Genomic DNA, 17060 nt, shown 5'->3' on the forward strand with positions numbered 1-17060 from the left:
TGATGATCACCGTCCCGCCGCGGCGGCGGTCATCTTTCAATTTGGCGCGAAACCATCTCATGACTACCGGGAAAGACACCATCGGCATGATAGGCGTGGGCCTGATGGGCCACGGCATCGCCAGCAATATCGTCAAGCACGGCTATTCCCTGGTGCTGCTGGACCACCCCGGCAACCAGCCGGTCGACGACCTGCTGGCGGCCGGCGCAGCCAAGGTGGCCAGCCCGGCGCAAATCGCGCGGCAAGCCAATGTGGTCATCCTGTGCGTGACTGGCACGCCCCAGGTCGAAGACGTCTTGTTCAGCCCCGACGGCCTGTTGCAGGGCCTGCGCCCGGGTACCATCGTTATCGATTGCTCGACCGCCATCCCCTCTTCCACCGTGCGCATCGCCCAGGCCGTGGCCGAAGCCGGCGGGCAGTTCCTGGACGCCCCCATGACCCGCACGCCCAAAGAGGCCGCCCAAGGCCGGCTGAATCTCATCGTGGGCGGCGAGCGCGCCCTGTACGAGCGCTGCGAACCGCTGCTGCGCTGCTATGCCGAGAACATCATGCATGCCGGCCCAGTAGGTTCCGGCCACCGCATGAAGCTGATCCACAACTATGTCTCGCTGGGCTGCGCCGCCGTGATTGCCGAGGCAGCCGCCTGCGCGCAGCGTTCCGGCATCGAGGCCTCGGTATTGGTCGATATTCTCTCCAAGGGCGGCGGCGGCGGCGTGGCGCTGGAACGCATGCGCCCCTTCCTTGAATCAGGCGACGACTCGGGGCTGCGCTTCTCGCTGGCCAATGCCCGCAAAGACCTCGATTACTACACCACCATGGCGCAAGAAGCCGGTGCGGCCCACGGCGCGGCCGATGCCATCGGGCAATTGTTCGACCGCGGCGCGCAAGCCAGCCCGCCCCAGACCACCGTTCCGCACCTGGTCTCGCTGCTGGCCACTGATCCTCCCTGATTGTTGCGCCGTTTTCCCAGGTGCATTGCGCCATTGGGTCGACTGGGTATAAGCTGAAAAAGGCCATGCAAGTTGGCGCGAGCTCGCGGCGCGCGCCGGGCCAGCGTCCGAACCTGCTGTCCGTCACGACCCAAAGGGGGAAGATCTTGCAGAACAACACCGCACGCGTTGCGCCGGTTACGTTCATCGGCTCGGCCATCATTGCGTTGGGGCTCATCATCTACGCGGTCATGGCGCCCGACTCGGCGGCCTCGCGCTTCGACGCCGTCAACACCTGGATCATCAACGAAGCCGGCTGGTTCTACATGCTGTCGGTCGGCATCTTCGTCATCTTCCTGCTGGGCCTGGCCATGAGCCGGCTGGGCACCGTCAAGCTGGGCCCGGATGACTCGGTGCCCGACTACAAGTACGGTACCTGGGTCGCCATGCTGTTTAGCGCCGGCATGGGTATCGGCATCGTGTTCTACGGCGTGGCCGAGCCCATCATGCACTTTTCGCAGCCGCCCGATGCCGCGCCGCGCTCGGTCGAAGCGGCCCGCGAAGCCATGGAGATCACCTTTTTCCACTGGGGCGTGCATGCCTGGGCCATCTATGCCGTGCTGGGCCTGGCCATGGCTTACTTCGGCTATCGGCGCGGCATGCCGCTGGCCATCCGCTCGGCCTTCCATCCCATCCTGGGCGATCGGGTGTACGGCCCCATCGGCGATTTCATCGACATCTTCGCGGTAGTCGGCACGCTGGCCGGCCTGGCCACTTCGCTAGGCCTGGGCGTATCGCAATTGAACGCCAGCATGAGCTACCTGATGGGCGTGCCGCAAACGCTGGGTACGCAGCTCATCCTGATCGGCATCGTCACCATTCTTGCCACCATTACGGTCGCCACGGGGCTGGACAACGGCATACGGCGGCTCAGCGAGTTCATCATCCTGGTATCCGTGGGGCTGATGCTGCTGATCCTGATCCTGGGCCCCACCCGCTTCCTGTTGCAGGCGTTCGTCGAGAATATCGGCCTTTACCTGCATGCCTTCGTCGCCCGCACCTTCCACATCAGTGCCTATGAACCCAATGACTGGATGGGCAAGTGGACGCTGTTCTACTGGGGCTGGTGGATATCCTGGTCGCCCTTCGTCGGGATGTTCATCGCGCGCATTTCGCGCGGGCGTACCATCCGCCAGTTCCTGGTGGGCGTGCTGTTCGCCCCGGCCGGCTTCAGCTTCATCTGGTTCACGGTCTTTGGCGACCTGGCGATCTGGCTGGATCAGAACGTGGCCGCCGGCGAGATCTCGCGCACCGTTGCGGGCAACCTGCCGATCGCGCTGTTCACCGTGTTCGACTATCTGCCCTGGTCGGGCCTGCTGGCCTGGATTACCGGCCTGCTGGTGGCCGTGTACTTCGTGACGGCTTCCGACGCCGGGGCGCTGGTGGTGTCCATGATCACCTCGAAGGGGGATGAAGAGCCGCCGCTGTGGCTGCGCATCTTCTGGGCGCTGGCATGCGGCGGCGTGGCCGCCGGCCTGCTGCTTGCCGGCGGGCTCGAGGCAGTGCAGTCGGCCGCCGTCATCGCCGCCCTGCCGCTATCGGTCGTGATGGTGCTGATGTGCTACGGAATACTCAAGGGGTTGAACGACGAGGTCGTCATCAATCTGAGCCGCAGCCTGCCCACGGCGCCGCTGATCGCCTCTCAGGGCGGCCTGTCCTTGCGGCAACGCCTGCACAGCATCGTCAGCCATCCCACCAAGGCGCAGGCCAATGCCTTTATCGACCAGACCGTGATGCAGGCCTTCGAACAGGTGGCAACCGAACTGAAGAAGCGCGACATCGCCACCGAAGCCGTGCGTCTCGAAGATGGCGCGCAGCTTACGGTGCAGCATGGCGGTACCGCCGAGGACTTCATCTACGCCGTGCGGCTGGTCGGCCAACCCATACCCGCTTTCGCGCTCAGCGATGGCGCCCGGCGCGAAGGCGAGAAACGCCGCTACTACCGCACCGAGGTCTTCCTGAACAAGGGCGGGCGCGGCTACGACATCCACGGTTATCACACCGATCAGGTCGTGGCCGACCTGGTCAATCACTACGACCGCTTCCGGCATTACCTGCATTCGCTGGAACCCGGCGCGCCCGGCTGAACCGCGCCGCCTTGTGACGGGCGGGCGCAGGCACTACCATGGATGCAAGGGCACGCACGCGGGCCCGCCTCCAGGAGCGCCGCAATGCCGCATTCCAGGTTACGCCCCACGCCACGCGCCGGCCCCGTCCGCGGGTTGCTGTGCGCGGCGGCCTGGTTATGGCTGGCGGCCGCCGCCCTGGTGCTGGCGCCAGCCCAGGCCCCCTTGGCCGCGTCGGGCCAGCCTGCCCCTGTGGTCATGCTGCAACTGCAGGGCGCGGTCGGCCCCGCCACCACTGAATACCTGCGCCGCGGCCTGGCCGATGCCGATGCGCGGCGCGCAGCGGCCGTGATATTGCGCATCGATACTCCCGGCGGCCTGGCATCGTCCATGCGCGACATCGTACGCGCCATCATCGCCTCGCCGGTGCCCGTGATCGGCTACGTGGCCCCTGGCGGCGCGCAGGCGGCCAGCGCGGGCACCTACATTCTCTATGCCTGCCATGTGGCTGCCATGGCCCCCGGCACCAACCTCGGTGCCGCCACGCCGGTGCAGATGGGCGGCGGGGGCCAGGCTGACGACAACAAGCAGCACAAGCCGGGCGAGCGCGCCGACGACCAGCCAGAGCCCCCCTCCCGCCCCGATGCGCACGAGCGCAAGGCCGTCAATGATGCCGCGGCATTCATTCGCAGCCTGGCCGAACTGCGTGGCCGCAATGTCGAATGGGCCGAGGAAGCGGTACGCGGCGCGGCCAGCCTGGCCGCGCGCGAGGCCCAGCAGCAGAAAGTGATCGACCTGGTGGCCAGCGACACGCAAGACCTGCTGAACCAGGCCCATGGCCGCGAAGTACGGGCCAATGCCTCGATCATCACACTGGCCACGCGCGACGCGTCCGTGATCGAACTGCAGCCCGACTGGCGTACCCGCGTGCTGGCCGTCATCACCGATCCCAACATCGCCTATATCCTGCTGCTGCTGGGCATCTACGGCATCTTGTTCGAGATGATGAATCCAGGCGCCATATTGCCGGGAGCGCTTGGCGCCGTGGCCTTGGTCACCGCCCTGTTCGCCTTGAACATGCTGCCCGTCAGCTACGCGGGGCTGGGCCTGGTGCTGCTGGGCATCGCGCTCATGGCAGCCGAGGCATTCACGCCCACGCTGGGCCTGCTGGGCGCCGCCGGCGTGGCGCTGTTCGCCTTTGGGTCGCTGTTCCTGTACGACACGCAGGCCGCCGACTTTTCTCTGTCCGTACCGTTGGTCATCGGGGCGGCGGCCGCCAGCGCCCTGCTGCTGTTCCTGATCTTTTTCACGGCGCTGCGCGCCCAGCGCCGGCGTGTGGTTTCCGGCGACAGCACCCAGGCTGGCCAGCCGGTCGAAGTGCTGTCCTGGCATGGCCACAGCGGACTGGTGCGGGCCGGCGGCGAGACATGGCAGGCGCGCTCGGAAGCGCCCCTGGCGCCCGGCCAACAGGCGGTTATCGAATCGCGCAAGGGCCTGGTGCTGGTCGTACGCGGCCCGGCCCCAAAACAGGAGAAACCCGCATGACCTTGATCGCTTATCTCATCGCCGCGGCACTATTGGTGCTGCTGCTTGTTTCCATGATCCGCGTGCTGCGCGAATACGAGCGGGGGGTCGTGTTCACCCTGGGACGCTTCACCGGCGTGAAGGGGCCGGGGTTGATCGTCCTGATTCCCCTCGTGCAGCAGATGGTACGGGTCGAATTGCGTACGGTGGTGCTGGATATTCCCACGCAGGACATCATCTCGCGTGACAACGTGTCGGTAAAAGTCAATGCGGTGCTGTATTTCCGGGTCGTGGATGCCGACCGCGCGGTGATCCAGGTCGAGCATTACATGGACGCCACCAGCCAACTGGCCCAGACCACGCTGCGCTCGGTACTGGGCAAGCACGACCTGGACGAGGTGCTGTCCGAACGCGACAAGCTCAACGCCGACCTGCAGGAAATCCTGGACCGCCAGACCGAAGACTGGGGCATCAAGGTAGCCACCGTCGAGATCAAGCATGTGGACATCGACGAAAGCATGGTGCGTGCCATCGCCCGCCAGGCCGAAGCCGAGCGCAACCGCCGCGCGCGCATCATCAACGCCGAAGGCGAACAGCAGGCCGCCGAGAAATTGGTCGAGGCTGCGCGCACGCTGGCCACCACGCCCGAGGCGATGCAACTGCGTTATCTGTCCACCCTGTATGACATCGCCGGCGACAAGAGCTCGACCATCGTGTTCCCCGTGCCCGTCGACCTGCTGCGGCGCCTGTTCGATCGGCCCGGCAACTGAGGCTGGACGCGGTCGGCCTACCCCGCGTGCCCGGCAGCCCGGGCCGTCTCGGGCCACTGGGCGGCTTGCAGCAGCCGGGCCTGGTGCAGATGCTGCTGCAGCATCGGTACCACGCTGGCGGCGTAAGCCTGGATTTCCGGGTCCTTGCTGTCGCGCACTGCCTGCTTGAACAGCGCCAGCACGGCCGCCTGGCCATCCACCGCCACCTTCTCCAGGTATAGCGCATCGAAGGCGCCGGACGGCACCTGCTGCAATTCACCCAGCACGGCATGCTGCTCTGCGCCAATCGCGCCGGGTACGGCGCGCGACTTGGCCGCGGCAAGCGCCATGAGCCGCGCGCGGGCCTCTGCATGGTCGCGCATCACGGCTTGCGCATAAGTCCGCACTTCATCGCGCGAAGCCCGCTGCAGGGCCAGGTCCCCCGATCTCAGTTCGAACAAGCCCGCCCGTGTTGCGGCTTCCATGAACAGCCGGTCTGCGTGCCCGAGTGCGGCCGACGATGCATATGCCTGTATGCCCAGAATAATGGCCGCGGCAGCGGCGGCCGTGCTGCCTGCCATTTTCCATGGATTCATGTCGGCCCCCTTGGGGATACCCGCTGCTTGCGGGCTGGGCAGTCCCAGCAACCGGCATGCCCGCCAGGCCGGCGGCACGCCAGGCGACCCGGCAGCCCAGGCTGGTCAGGCCAAACCAGGTCAGGTCAGGAGCGGTTGTCCACGGGCGGCGCCCCGGGGGTCTGCCGCCCCGGGTCGCGAACGTCCTCGGCATCCACGCCCGGCGGAATACGGACCTTGGCGCCGGCACGATTGGGATCGGCGGGCCGGTCACTCAGGGTGCGGTCGGTATCGCGCCGCCGCATGCGTTCGTCTTCTTGTTCGCGGCGGTCGCGCGGGGGTTGGTCGGTCGAGGGCTTATCGGCATTCGGCATGGTGCGGCTCCAGAAAAAAGAAACGCCCACGCCCGCCGCAATTGGCGTTCCCGGCCGGGCACGCGGTTTGCAGTGCAGCCGGGGCGCCATGTGGCGCACCTGTCAACGGGAGTACATCATGGTTCTGGCCCTATTCCGTGTTTCGCCCTTTTCCTTCCATGCTGCGCCGCGTCAGCCTGGCCTGGGCCCCAGCGACTCGTCGGATTCAGGCAGCGATTTGCCTGGCACGGCGGGAGAACACGACACCGATTCGCAAGGCACGGGCGAACGGGAAAGCGTAGAACCCTCGCTCGAGGACGATACCGGCACCGACATCGAGGCGGACCGCGTGGTCGACGAAGACGAAGCTGGCCTGGCGCATTCGCGTCCCGATCCTGTGCGTAACGGCGGCAAACCCGACTAGGCGCGGCTGGGCGCCTGCATTGTTCTTCGTCTAGGGAGACCGGCCATGGATGTCGATTGGCCAGAGCTATTCCGGCTGACTGTGCCACCGCTGGAATTGATCGTGCGCGGCTCGGTCATGTACTGGTTCATTCTGATTTTGCTGCGCGTGGCCGGCCGGCGCGATGTCGGGTCGCTGGGCATAGCCGACATGCTGGTGCTGGTCCTGATCGCCGACGCCGCCCAGAACGGCATGGCGGGCCAATACGAGTCGATTACCGACGGTGCCATCCTGACTGCCACCATCGTGGGCTGGGTGGCCTTGATCGACCGCTTGACCTATTTCATGCCCTGGCTGGGGCGCCTGCTGGAAGCCGACAAGGTTTGCCTGGTTCGGGACGGCCGGATGATTCGACGCAGCATGCGGCAAGAGTACATTACGCCCGAAGAACTGATGAGCGAACTGCGGCAACACGGCGTCGAAGACCTATCGAACATTCGCCGGGCCTACATGGAGCCCGACGGCAACATCAGCGTGCTGAAACGGCCCGCCGCCAACTGACGACACAAGCGGTATGCCGTCTGTGCGGCCCGCTTTCCTCTGGCCGGCGTACCAAGCGGCTTCCCTGCACTTCTTACACAACACCGTAAGAAACGACTGCGCACGGCATGTCGAAGGCCTTGCTTCCCTATGGCACAGAGTTGGCACGGTTCTTGCATGATTTCTTTCTGCATAGACAGCAAGTGCCTATTGCACGCCTGCAGCCTGAAAGGAGACGACTTTGATCCACGCAGTCCATGAGTTGCGCCTGCACCAGCACACCGCGCTAACCCCCCGCCTGCAGCAATCGGTCAAGCTGCTGCAGATGTCGGCCCTGGAATTCAACCAGGAAGTGCGCCAGGCGCTGGTTGAAAACCCGTTCCTGGAAGAAGACGAGGAAGTCGCCGCGGCGTCGCCCCACACCCATGACGGCGCCAATGCGGATAGCACTGCCGAACAGGCCCCCGCGGTGACGCCGCCGGCTTCGTCTGGCGAAGGCGGCAATATGCCGGAGTACTCCGGAGACTATCCGTCCTCGCGGCGCACCCATGACGGCGCGCCGATGGATATGGGCCAATGGGTAGGAGCATCGGTATCGCTGCACGAACGCCTGGACCAGGAACTGCGCACTTATCGCCTGTCGCCGCGCGACCGGCTGCTGGCGCAATACATCGTGCAAGCCCTGGATGAAGACGGCTACTTGCGCCAGCCGCTGCAAGAGCTGGCCGACAATTCCGTATTCGGCGCGCCTCCCGATGAAAGCGAGTGGCGTGCTGCGCTGTGCCTGGTTCAGCAACTCGACGTGCCTGGCCTGGGCGCGCGCGACTTGCGCGAATGCCTGACGTTGCAGCTTCAGGTACTGGACACCCAACGAGCCGGCGTGGCCCTGGCGCGCCGCATCGTCGAGCAGCACCTGGACATCATGGCACGGCACGACTACGAAGCCTTGCAACGGGCCATGGGCTGCAGCGAGACTGAGCTGCGGCAGGCGTGCGACGTGGTGCGTTCGCTCGATCCGAGGCCCGGCCGGCGCTATGACCAGGCACCGCCCGCCTACATCGTGCCCGACGTCATCGTGCGCAAGGAAAGCGGCCAATGGCGCGTGCACTGCAACCGCGGCGCCGTGCCCCAGCCGCGCCTGCATCGCGTCTATGCCGACCTGTTCCGCACCACCCGCTATCGCGACCGCGGCCCGATGGCGCAAGAACTACAGGAAGCCCGCTGGCTGGTACGCAATGTCGAACAACGCTACAGCACCATCCAGCGCGTGGCCGAGGCCATCGTGCGCATGCAGCACATGTTCTTCGAATACGGCCCGGTGGCGCTGCGCCCGTTGATGCTGCGGGAAGTGTCGGCCGAACTCGACATTCACGAATCGACCGTGTCCCGAGCCACTGCCAACAAGTACATGGCCACGCCCATGGGTATCCTGGAATTCAAGTACTTCTTCTCGCGCGAACTGGCCACCGACACCGGCGGCTCGTGCTCGGCCGGCGCCGTGCGCGCCCTGATCGGCGAACTGATCGACAACGAAGATCCCCGCATGCCGCTGTCCGACGTGGCGCTGGCCAGCAAACTGGCGTCCGACGGCATCGTGGTGGCGCGCCGTACGGTGTCGAAGTACCGTGCCCAGATCAAGCGGCCGTCAGCCGAAATGCGGCGGCAATACTGACCTGCGCCTGTCCGTCCAAGCAGCAATAGCGGCGCCCGCGGGCGCCGCTGCCGCTATCGCGCTACCGTTGCGCTACTTGCTGCCGCCGGTATTGGGCATCTTCGGATCCGAGGTGCCCGGCTCCTGGCGGTTCGGCACCTGGTTCTGGTCCGTAGGCATGCCGGTCTGGCTGCCGGGCGCACCCGACTGATCGCCAGTGGTGCCGGTATCCATGTGGCCTTGGGAACCTGAACCCATCGAGCCCTGGCTACGGTGCGCAGGGTCGGTTTCGCCGGCCGGCGGCACTTGACCGGGAGGCACCGGTGTGTTGGGCGGCACGGCAGACCCGTCATTCGGTGTCGTCGATGGCGACGTGCTCGATGGGTTGCCGGTGTCGGGCGTGGACTGCGCGTATGCGCCTCCCGCCATGCCGCCCATCAGGGCCATGGCCGCGGCCAAGGAAAGTAGTTCACGCTTCATGTGAGTCTCCAAACGGTGTAAGAGCAGGTGGTACCGCAAGCTCCATGCCTGCGATCGGGCGGGCCGGCGCAGGGGCAACGGCCCGCAATGTTGCAGGAAGCGGTAAATCTGCCCGAACGGCGCAGGCACGCTATTTGCCTTCCGGTGGCAGGCGCCGCATCAGGCGGCCCGCCACCATCAAGGAGCAACCATGTTCACTTCCCGCGTTCTCCACGGCCTGGGCGCCGTCATCCTGGCCGCCATGCTGGCCGCTTGCGCCGCGCAAGACGGGCATCGCAGCGCCGGCCAATACACCGACGACACGGCCACCACTGCACGCGTCAAGGCCGCGCTGGTACAGGCCGACGGCGTCTCGGCCGCCGACGTGCAGGTGGAAACCTATGGCGGCGTGGTGCAATTGAGCGGCTTCGTTCCCAGCCAGGATGCTGCCACGCAGGCGGTCAATGCGGCACGCGGCGTCGACGGCGTGAAAGAAGTGCGCAACGACATCCAGGTACGCGGCAGGCAGTAGGCCCGGCCTAGCCATTGACGATCTGGCCGCCGTTCGGATGCATGACCTGCCCCGACATATAGCTTGCGTCATCGCTGGCCAGGAATACAAAGCAAGGCGCGACCTCGTCCGGCTGCCCGGGCCGCTTCATCGGCGTGTTTTTGCCGAAAGACTCCAGGCTGTCTGGCGGAAAGGTCGATGGAATCAATGGCGTCCAGATCGGCCCGGGCGCCACCGCGTTGACCCGGATGCCGCGCTCGGCCAGGGCCGTCGACAATGAACGCGTAAACGCAACGATGGCGCCCTTGGTGGCCGAATAGTCGATCAGTTGCGGGTTGCCGTGATAGGCCGTCACCGACGCCGTATTGACGATCGCCGCGCCCTCTCGCATCAAGGGCAGGATTTCCTGGGTCAGCCTGAACATGGCAAAGAAGTTGGTGCGAAACGTGCGCTCGAGCTGCTCGCGCGCGATGTGCTCGAACGACTCCACCACATGCTGCTCGGCGGCATTGTTCACCAGCACGTGCACCCGGCCGAACTCCTGGCGGGCCAGTTCGACCACTTGCCGCAGATGGGCCTCGTCGCCCAGATCGCCGGCGATCAACAGGCAGCGCCGGCCGGTCTCTTCCACCAGGCGCCGGGTTTCGCGCGCATCTTCGTGCTCTTCCAGGTAGGTGACCAGCACATCGGCCCCTTCCTTGGCGTACGCCACCGCCACCGCCCGGCCGATACCGCTGTCGCCGCCCGTGATCACGGCGCATCGTTCGCGCAGTTTGCCGGCGGCCTGATAGGCGCGCTCTTCACCCTGCGGCGGGGGTTGCATGCGCTCCTGGCGGCCGGGCTGGGCCTGGCGGCGGGGCTTGCCGTCATCGCTGGCCTGGGGGGTTCGGGGGGTAGGCATGGGCTGTTCTCCGGTGTTGGGTTGGCGCGAAAGTGCGCCGCTGCCCACGCCAGGCGCAAACTCCATGCCGACCTATGGTTTTCCCCAGTTTGAGGCGGGCTGGGTGTGCTGTAGAGTCAGTGGCCTGACCACTAGACCATCAGGCAGCCAGGCACTATGAGCACCTTCCAAGCCGTCGCCACCACCCGGCTGTACCGCATGATCGCCGACCAGATCGCCGGACGGATCCGGGCAGGCGATTTCCCGGCCGGCACGCGGCTGCCGGCCGAGCGCGACCTGGCCGAACAGTTGCAGGTCAGCCGCGCCTCGATTCGCGAAGCGCTCATTGCCTTGGAAATCGAGGGCTACGTCGAAGTGCGGGTGGGTACGGGCGTATTCGTGGCCATGCCGCGCGAAGACGGCAAGTACGGGCAGCCCGCCGCCATCGAGGCGCCTGCCGCCGAACCGACCGACATCGGTCCGTTCGATCTGCTGGAAACGCGCTTGCTGCTCGAGCCCGAATGCGTGGCCCTGGCTGCGCAGCGAGGTTCGCCGGCCCAGATCGCCGCCATCCAGGCCGCGCACGCCGGCATGTCGCTGACCGATTCGCCCGGCAAGCACGACCGCGCCTTTCACAGCGCCATCGCCGATGCCTGCGGCAACGCCGCGCTAGCGGCCGCCATTTCGCATATCTGGCAGCTCAGTATTGCCAGCCCGGTATTCAGCCGGCTGGAAAAGCATTTCGTCACCACGCAGGTCTGGCAGGCCGCCCGGCAAGAGCACGACCGCATCCTGGCCGCCATCGTCGACCGCGACCCCATCCGCGCGCGCCATGCCATGCACGACCACCTGGTCGGCATCCTGGCCCGGCTGCGCGAAGACTTCGGCAGCGGCGGCATCCGGTAAAGCCGCTACCCAGTACCCCAACGGCCATTACTCCAATACACAACATATCAAGGTGAAATCATGCAGCTGACCCGAACCCTTGCCGCCTTGCTGGCGGCCGCCGGCCTGTCGCTCGCGGCGGCTCCCGCCGCGCATGCGCTGGACATCAAACTGGGCCACGTGCTGGCCCCCAGCCATAGCTGGAACAAGGCAGCCGAGGGCTTCGCCGCCGAGGTCAAGCAAAAGACCGACGGCCGCGTGAACTTCGTGCTGTTCCCCAGCGGCCAGCTGGGCAACGAAAAAACCATGCTGGAAGGCCTGCAGATCGGCAGCCAGGGCGCCGCCATCATAGGCTCGGGATCGCTGCAGCCCATCGAGCCCAAGTTCGGCATCGTCGAACTACCCTACACCTGGACCAGCGCCCCGCAAGCCTATGCGGCCTACGACGGCGAACTGGGCGCGGCGCTGGCGAAGCTGGCCGCTGCCAAGAACCTGGTGATCCTGTCGTGGTGGGAAAACGGTTTTCGGCACCTGACCAACAACCGTGGCCCCATCAACACTCCCGCCGACCTGCAGGGCCTGAAAACCCGGGTCACGCCGGACAAGATGCGGCTGGATACCTTCACGGCGCTGGGCGCCAATCCGGCGCCGCTGGCCTTCGGCGAACTGTATTCGGCGCTGCAGCAGAAAGTGTTCGATGCCCAGGAAAACCCCCTGTCCATCATCTATACCTCGTCGTTCTTCGAGGTGCAGAAATACCTGTCGCTGACCGGCCACGTCTGGGGGCCGGCCAGCCTGATCCTGGCCAAGCACACCTGGAATCGCATTTCGCCCGAAGACCAGAAGGTCGTGCAGGCGGCCGCCGACAAGTGGCGCGACGAACAGCGCAAGATGATCACGCAGAGCGATGCCGACTTCATCGCCCAGCTGAAAGAAAAAGGCATGCAGGTCAATGAGGTCGACAAGGCCCCGTTCATCGCTGCCGTGGCGCCGGTCTGGAAGACCTACGAGCCCGTCTATGGTCCCGAGCTCATGGGCATCCTGCAGCAATACCGCAAGGGCCAATAATGCTGCTGCGCCTTGCCGACCTGCTGTCCTGGGCCAGCAAGGCCATCGCCGCCGTGGCGGTGGCCGTGCTGGCCGGGTTGATCACCTACGTGGTGTTCCAACGCTTCGTCACGCATGACACGCCGCACTGGGCCGAGGAACTGCCGCGCCTGGTGCTGGTATGGGCTGCCTTCGTAGGCGGGATCACCTGCAGCCATGAACGCAGCCACCTGATGGCCGGCCTGCTGCCGTTCTTTGTGCGCAGCCCGCGCATACTGGCCCGCGTCGAACGCTTGAACCAGGTGCTGATCATCGTGGGGCTGGCCGTGCTGGGGTACGCAGGCTGGCAATTGGCGCAACTGACCATGGACCAGACGCTGCCCGCCCTGGATGTCTCGGCAGGCACCGTCTACCTGGCGCTGCCCGTGGCTTGCGCGGCGGCCGTGCTGGTGCACCTTGCGCAATTGTTCGCGGCCCCGGCGGCCGCGTCGAAGGAATAACAAGATGTCTACGGGTGCCCTCTTTCTCATGGGCGTGTTCACCATCACGGTGCTGATCGACATGCCCATCGCCTTCGGGCTGGTGCTGTCGTGCCTGGCCTACCTGGCCGTCTACGACACCGCGCCCATGATGCTGGCGGCGCAGCAATACGTGTCCGGGCTGGACAGCTTCACGCTGCTGGCCATTCCGCTGTTCATCCTGGCCGCCCAGTTGATGAACGGTGCGGGGCTGACGCAGCGCATCGTGCGCCTGTGCGCCGCCATTGTCGGCGATATACGCGGCGGGCTGGCCGTGGTGGCGGTGCTGGCCTGCCTGATGTTCGGCGCGCTGTCGGGCTCGGGCGTGGCCGACGTGGTGGCCATCGGCAGCCTGCTGCTGCCCGCCATGGCGCGCAGCGGCTATGACAAAGGCTTCAGTTGCGCCCTGGTGGGCAGCGCCGGGGCCGCGTCCACCATCATCCCGCCCAGCATCGTGCTGATCGTGTACGGCACCATTACCGATACCTCGGTGGGCAAGCTGTTCCTGGCGGGCATCATCCCGGGCATCATGCTGGGCGGCTCGCTGATCGTGGTGGCGATCTGGCAGGCCCGCAAGCACAACTGGGCCGGCGGAGCGCCCTTCAGCTGGGCCGAACTGCGGACCGCGCTGGTCGAGGCCGTGCCGGCGCTGATGGTGCCGGTACTGATCATCGGCGGCATCCGCCTGGGCATCTTCACCGCTACCGAGGCCGCCTCCAGCGCCATCGTGTATGCCTTGCTGATCGGTTTCTTCTGGTATCGCACGCTCAGCCTGCGCGCGGTATGGGAAAGCCTGAAATCCACCGGCGAAGGCAGCGCGTCGATCCTGCTGCTGATCGGCGCATCGGCGCTGTTCGCCTGGATCCTGGTGGCCGAGCAGGTGCCGCAAGCGCTGTCGCAACTCTTGGTGAACTGGACCGACAGCAAGACCGCCGTGCTGCTGGTCCTGACGGTGGTATTGCTGCTGCTGGGCACCTTCATGGAGGCCATTCCGGTCATCATCATCGTGGCCCCGGTCGTCATGCCGGTGCTGGCGCACTACCAGATCGACCCGGTGCATTTCGGCATCCTGCTGTCCATCAACATGGCCATCGGCGCAAACACGCCGCCGGTGGGGGTGGACTTGATGGCGGCCTGCAAGATCGGCGGCATCAACATGATGCAGACCCTGCGCCCGCTGACCTGGATGATGCTGGCCATGACTTCCGTCATGCTGTTGCTTACCTTTGTCCCCGAACTGGTCCTGTACCTGCCCAGGCACGTCCAATGAAACCCGTCTCTGCTCCTTTCCGCCCGGCGCGCCTGCGCCGCAGCTGGATGTTCGTGCCCGGCCTGGACGCAGCCGCGCAACAGGCCGGCCTGGATAGCGGCGCGGACGTACTGGTGGCCGATCTGGAAGAGTTCACCGCGCCAGCCGACCGGCCCGCCGCGCGCAACCGCATCGTGGCTCTGATGACACTGTGCCGCGCGCGCGGCACGGTGGCCGCGGTGCGCATCAATACTTTGGCCGGCGATGGGCTGGACGACCTGCGTGGTGTCATGGCCGGTGCGCCGGATGCCATTTTCCTGCCGCACGCCGAAAGCGCCGCGCAGATCCTGGCGTTGGACCAGGCTATCGCGGCCTGCGAGGCGCAATGGGGCCTGCCCGCCGGACGTACCGAAATCGTGCCTACCCTGGAATCGGCGCGCGGCGTCAGCCGCGCACTGGACATCCTGGGCGCCAGCCCGCGCATCAGCGCCTGCCTGCTGGCCGCAGAAGACCTGACGGCCGACCTGGGCGCCGAACGCGGCCCCGACGGCATCGAACTGCATGCGCTGCGCAGCCGCTTCCTGGTCGACTGCACGGCCGCCGGATGCGTCGCCATCGACTGTCCGTTCAACTACCGCGATCCGCAGGCGCAAGCCGCCGATCTGCGTTGGGCACGCCGCATCGGCCTGAAATCCAAGTGCGCCGTCTATGCCGAACAGGTGGCGGCCATTCACGCCGCATTCACGCCCAACGCGGCCGAAGTGCGCTCGGCGCAAGCGCTGACCCTGGCCTATGAAGCACAGCGGCGCGGCGAGCCGGACGCCGGCGCCCGCATCGACCCACCCGACTACAACACGGCGCGCCGCCTGCTGGCACGCCACGCCGAATTCGAGAACTGGCATGCCGCCACCCAGGCAACGCCCAGTCCAGGAGACCCTGTATGACCCGCGCCTTCCCGCCCGCCCGCAACGGCGGCCAGATCCTGGTGCAGCAGTTGCGCATCCACGGCGTACGCCGCCTTTTCATGGTGGCCGGCGAAAGCTACCTGCCTTGTATCGACGCCCTGAACGACCATACCGACGCGATCCAGCCGATCGTGTGCCGCCAGGAAGGCGGTGCCGCCTACATGGCCGAGGCCTACGGCAAGCTGACCGGCGAGCCCGGCATCTGCTTCGTGACACGCGGCCCCGGGGCCACCAATGCCAGCATCGGCGTGCATACCGCGTTCCAGGACTCGACCCCCATGATCCTGTTCGTGGGCCAGGTCGGCAATGACTTCTACGAACGCGAAGCCTTCCAGGAAATCGACTACCGCCGCATGTTCGGCCAGATGGCCAAGTGGGTTGCGCAGATCGATCGCACCGACCGCATTCCCGAATACGTGGCACGCGCCTTCAGCGTGGCCACCAGCGGGCGTCCCGGGCCGGTGGTGCTGGCCCTGCCCGAAGACACCTTGTGGGGCACTGCCAACGTGCCCGACCTGCCCCGCTACACCCGTTCCCAAAGCCATCCCGGCGCGGCCGACCTGGCCCGCATGGTGGCGCTGCTGGACCAGGCGCAGCGGCCCTTCCTGATGCTGGGCGGCAGCGGCTGGACCCGCCACGCCATCGACCAGGTGGCGTCCTTTGCCGAGCGATTCGAACTGCCGGTGGGCACCGCCTGGCGCCGCCTGGAATGCTACGACCAGCGTCACGCCAACGCAGCCGGGCAAGTGGGCTGGGCCATGACACCCGAACTGCGGCAGCGCGTACTGGATGCCGACCTGGTCCTGGCGGTAGGCACGCGCCTGGGCGAGGCCACCACCGAAGGCTATACCCTGGTCGAAAGCCCGCTGCCGCGCCAGCAATTGGTGCACGTGTATCCCGACGCCGCCGAACTGGGCCGTGTGTACGCTCCCACGCTGGGCATCGTCAGCAGCGTGGCGGCCTTCGCCGACGCGCTGGCCGCGTTGCAGCCGGGCCATGCTGCCTCGCGCGGCGAAGCAGTGCGCCGCGCCCGCGCCGACTACCTGGCCAGCCTGCAACCGCTGCCCGCACCTGGCGAATTCAGCCTGGATGCCGCCGCCGCGCACGTCAACGCGCAATTGCCGCCCGGTGCCTGCGTCACCGTCGGCGCCGGAAACTACGCGCTGTACCCGCATCGCTACCGGCAGTTCACCGGCCCCGGCACCAGCCTGGCGCCCACGGTAGGCGCGATGGGGTACGGCCTGCCTGCCGCCATTTCCGCCAAGCTGCAAGACCCGGCGCAAACCGTGGTCTGCTACGCCGGCGACGGCTGCTTCCAGATGAACATGCAGGAACTCGGCGTGGCCATGCAGTACCGGCTGGGCATTGTGATCCTGGTGTTCAACAACGGCATGTGGGGCACCATCCGCGCCCACCAGGAACGCGAATTCCCCGCCCGCCCCATCGCGCTGGGCTTCGACAATCCGGATTTCACGCAAATCATCAAGGGCTACGGCGGCTATGGCGAAGCCGTGGAACGCACCGCCGATTTCGGGGCGGCGTTCGAACGGGCCCGCGCCTTCGCCGATCGCGAACGCTTGCCGGCCTTGCTGGAATTGCGCTACGACCCCGACGGCATCGCCCCCGGCCTGACCCTGGCCGCCATCCGCCAGGGCGCACTGGCAGCGCACGACCACCCCACCCATTCCTGAGGGAC

At 66.5% G+C, this 17060-nt stretch carries 18 protein-coding genes; 14 read left to right on the plus strand and 4 right to left on the minus strand.

Annotation, left to right across the window (positions count from 1 at the left end):
* Positions 1-59: 59 nt before the first annotated feature.
* From KW845_RS24435 to KW845_RS24450, 4 genes are all read left to right on the plus strand, one after another.
* Positions 60-950, plus strand: coding sequence for an NAD(P)-dependent oxidoreductase (locus KW845_RS24435; protein WP_218371946.1), 891 nt, complete (start codon positions 60-62; stop codon positions 948-950).
* A gap of 65 nt (positions 951-1015) precedes the next feature.
* On the plus strand, positions 1016-3076 hold the full coding sequence (locus KW845_RS24440) for a BCCT family transporter (RefSeq protein WP_218371947.1): 2061 nt from the start codon (positions 1016-1018) through the stop codon (positions 3074-3076).
* Positions 3077-3160: 84 nt separating this feature from the next.
* Positions 3161-4600, plus strand: coding sequence for a nodulation protein NfeD (locus tag KW845_RS24445; RefSeq protein ID WP_218371948.1), 1440 nt, complete (start codon positions 3161-3163; stop codon positions 4598-4600).
* On the plus strand, positions 4597-5349 hold the full coding sequence (locus KW845_RS24450) for a slipin family protein (RefSeq protein ID WP_218371949.1): 753 nt from the start codon (positions 4597-4599) through the stop codon (positions 5347-5349). Before KW845_RS24445 ends, KW845_RS24450 begins: the two co-directional genes overlap by 4 nt.
* A 17-nt stretch (positions 5350-5366) precedes the next feature.
* On the opposite strand, the gene KW845_RS24455 is transcribed toward KW845_RS24450, so the two are convergent.
* Together KW845_RS24455 and KW845_RS24460 are read right to left on the minus strand one after the other, a co-directional pair.
* Complete coding sequence (locus tag KW845_RS24455; protein WP_218371950.1) at positions 5367-5924, minus strand: DUF4142 domain-containing protein; 558 nt, start codon at positions 5922-5924, stop codon at positions 5367-5369.
* Between the two features lie 125 nt (positions 5925-6049).
* Positions 6050-6277: a hypothetical protein gene (locus KW845_RS24460; RefSeq protein ID WP_218371951.1), complete on the minus strand. Its 228-nt coding sequence runs from the start codon at positions 6275-6277 to the stop codon at positions 6050-6052.
* A gap of 118 nt (positions 6278-6395) precedes the next feature.
* Here KW845_RS24460 and KW845_RS24465 point away from each other — a divergent pair, with 118 nt between their 5' ends.
* The 3 genes from KW845_RS24465 to KW845_RS24475 all read left to right on the plus strand — a co-directional run bounded on the left by KW845_RS24465 (position 6396) and on the right by KW845_RS24475 (position 8871).
* On the plus strand, positions 6396-6680 hold the full coding sequence (locus tag KW845_RS24465) for a MatE family transporter (protein ID WP_218371952.1): 285 nt from the start codon (positions 6396-6398) through the stop codon (positions 6678-6680).
* A 45-nt stretch (positions 6681-6725) separates the two neighbouring features.
* Positions 6726-7220, plus strand: coding sequence for a DUF421 domain-containing protein (locus KW845_RS24470; RefSeq protein ID WP_218371953.1), 495 nt, complete (start codon positions 6726-6728; stop codon positions 7218-7220).
* Between the two features lie 220 nt (positions 7221-7440).
* A complete protein-coding gene (locus tag KW845_RS24475) occupies positions 7441-8871 on the plus strand; it encodes an RNA polymerase factor sigma-54 (RefSeq protein WP_218371954.1) in 1431 nt (476 codons plus the stop codon).
* 72 nt (positions 8872-8943) lie between these two features.
* Here KW845_RS24475 and KW845_RS24480 read toward each other — a convergent pair whose 3' ends face one another.
* Entirely contained in the window at positions 8944-9330 is a 387-nt protein-coding gene (locus KW845_RS24480; protein ID WP_218372184.1) for a hypothetical protein, read from the minus strand.
* A gap of 190 nt (positions 9331-9520) precedes the next feature.
* Here KW845_RS24480 and KW845_RS24485 point away from each other — a divergent pair, with 190 nt between their 5' ends.
* Positions 9521-9841 carry a BON domain-containing protein gene (locus tag KW845_RS24485; RefSeq protein WP_218371955.1) on the plus strand — a complete coding sequence of 107 codons (321 nt, stop codon included), beginning with the start codon at positions 9521-9523 and terminating at the stop codon, positions 9839-9841.
* Positions 9842-9848: 7 nt separating this feature from the next.
* On the opposite strand, the gene KW845_RS24490 is transcribed toward KW845_RS24485, so the two are convergent.
* Positions 9849-10721 carry an SDR family oxidoreductase gene (locus KW845_RS24490; protein WP_218371956.1) on the minus strand — a complete coding sequence of 291 codons (873 nt, stop codon included), beginning with the start codon at positions 10719-10721 and terminating at the stop codon, positions 9849-9851.
* Positions 10722-10877: 156 nt separating this feature from the next.
* Here KW845_RS24490 and KW845_RS24495 point away from each other — a divergent pair, with 156 nt between their 5' ends.
* The 6 genes from KW845_RS24495 to KW845_RS24520 are packed head-to-tail and all read left to right on the plus strand — an operon-like array spanning position 10878 to position 17055.
* A complete protein-coding gene (locus KW845_RS24495) occupies positions 10878-11606 on the plus strand; it encodes a FadR/GntR family transcriptional regulator (RefSeq protein ID WP_218371957.1) in 729 nt (242 codons plus the stop codon).
* Positions 11607-11666: 60 nt separating this feature from the next.
* Positions 11667-12653 carry a DctP family TRAP transporter solute-binding subunit gene (locus tag KW845_RS24500; RefSeq protein ID WP_218371958.1) on the plus strand — a complete coding sequence of 329 codons (987 nt, stop codon included), beginning with the start codon at positions 11667-11669 and terminating at the stop codon, positions 12651-12653.
* The gene (locus tag KW845_RS24505) at positions 12653-13132 is read left to right on the plus strand and encodes a TRAP transporter small permease (RefSeq protein WP_218371959.1); all 480 of its coding nucleotides are present in this window, start codon (positions 12653-12655) and stop codon (positions 13130-13132) included. The genes KW845_RS24500 and KW845_RS24505 overlap by 1 nt, the downstream gene beginning before the upstream one ends.
* A 4-nt stretch (positions 13133-13136) precedes the next feature.
* Entirely contained in the window at positions 13137-14420 is a 1284-nt protein-coding gene (locus KW845_RS24510; RefSeq protein WP_218371960.1) for a TRAP transporter large permease, read from the plus strand.
* On the plus strand, positions 14417-15343 hold the full coding sequence (locus KW845_RS24515; RefSeq protein ID WP_218371961.1) for a CoA ester lyase: 927 nt from the start codon (positions 14417-14419) through the stop codon (positions 15341-15343). Before KW845_RS24510 ends, KW845_RS24515 begins: the two co-directional genes overlap by 4 nt.
* Entirely contained in the window at positions 15340-17055 is a 1716-nt protein-coding gene (locus KW845_RS24520; RefSeq protein WP_218371962.1) for a thiamine pyrophosphate-binding protein, read from the plus strand. The genes KW845_RS24515 and KW845_RS24520 overlap by 4 nt, the downstream gene beginning before the upstream one ends.
* Positions 17056-17060 lie beyond the last annotated feature (5 nt).

It is taken from the genome of Bordetella sp. BOR01, from assembly GCF_019218885.1.
GTDB lineage: Bacteria > Pseudomonadota > Gammaproteobacteria > Burkholderiales > Burkholderiaceae_B > Bordetella_A.

What these genes read in the sequence shown, in the direction of transcription:
- KW845_RS24435 (WP_218371946.1), top strand. Translation starts at nt 60, where the DNA reads ATGACTACCGGGAAAGACACCATCGGCATGATAGGCGTGGGCCTGATG.
- KW845_RS24440 (WP_218371947.1), top strand. Translation starts at nt 1,016, where the DNA reads ATGCAAGTTGGCGCGAGCTCGCGGCGCGCGCCGGGCCAGCGTCCGAAC.
- KW845_RS24445 (WP_218371948.1), top strand. Translation starts at nt 3,161, where the DNA reads ATGCCGCATTCCAGGTTACGCCCCACGCCACGCGCCGGCCCCGTCCGC.
- KW845_RS24450 (WP_218371949.1), top strand. Translation starts at nt 4,597, where the DNA reads ATGACCTTGATCGCTTATCTCATCGCCGCGGCACTATTGGTGCTGCTG.
- KW845_RS24455 (WP_218371950.1), bottom strand. Translation starts at nt 5,924, where the DNA reads ATGAATCCATGGAAAATGGCAGGCAGCACGGCCGCCGCTGCCGCGGCC.
- KW845_RS24460 (WP_218371951.1), bottom strand. Translation starts at nt 6,277, where the DNA reads ATGCCGAATGCCGATAAGCCCTCGACCGACCAACCCCCGCGCGACCGC.
- KW845_RS24465 (WP_218371952.1), top strand. Translation starts at nt 6,396, where the DNA reads ATGGTTCTGGCCCTATTCCGTGTTTCGCCCTTTTCCTTCCATGCTGCG.
- KW845_RS24470 (WP_218371953.1), top strand. Translation starts at nt 6,726, where the DNA reads ATGGATGTCGATTGGCCAGAGCTATTCCGGCTGACTGTGCCACCGCTG.
- KW845_RS24480 (WP_218372184.1), bottom strand. Translation starts at nt 9,330, where the DNA reads ATGAAGCGTGAACTACTTTCCTTGGCCGCGGCCATGGCCCTGATGGGC.
- KW845_RS24485 (WP_218371955.1), top strand. Translation starts at nt 9,521, where the DNA reads ATGTTCACTTCCCGCGTTCTCCACGGCCTGGGCGCCGTCATCCTGGCC.
- KW845_RS24490 (WP_218371956.1), bottom strand. Translation starts at nt 10,721, where the DNA reads ATGCCTACCCCCCGAACCCCCCAGGCCAGCGATGACGGCAAGCCCCGC.
- KW845_RS24495 (WP_218371957.1), top strand. Translation starts at nt 10,878, where the DNA reads ATGAGCACCTTCCAAGCCGTCGCCACCACCCGGCTGTACCGCATGATC.
- KW845_RS24500 (WP_218371958.1), top strand. Translation starts at nt 11,667, where the DNA reads ATGCAGCTGACCCGAACCCTTGCCGCCTTGCTGGCGGCCGCCGGCCTG.
- KW845_RS24505 (WP_218371959.1), top strand. Translation starts at nt 12,653, where the DNA reads ATGCTGCTGCGCCTTGCCGACCTGCTGTCCTGGGCCAGCAAGGCCATC.
- KW845_RS24510 (WP_218371960.1), top strand. Translation starts at nt 13,137, where the DNA reads ATGTCTACGGGTGCCCTCTTTCTCATGGGCGTGTTCACCATCACGGTG.
- KW845_RS24515 (WP_218371961.1), top strand. Translation starts at nt 14,417, where the DNA reads ATGAAACCCGTCTCTGCTCCTTTCCGCCCGGCGCGCCTGCGCCGCAGC.
- KW845_RS24520 (WP_218371962.1), top strand. Translation starts at nt 15,340, where the DNA reads ATGACCCGCGCCTTCCCGCCCGCCCGCAACGGCGGCCAGATCCTGGTG.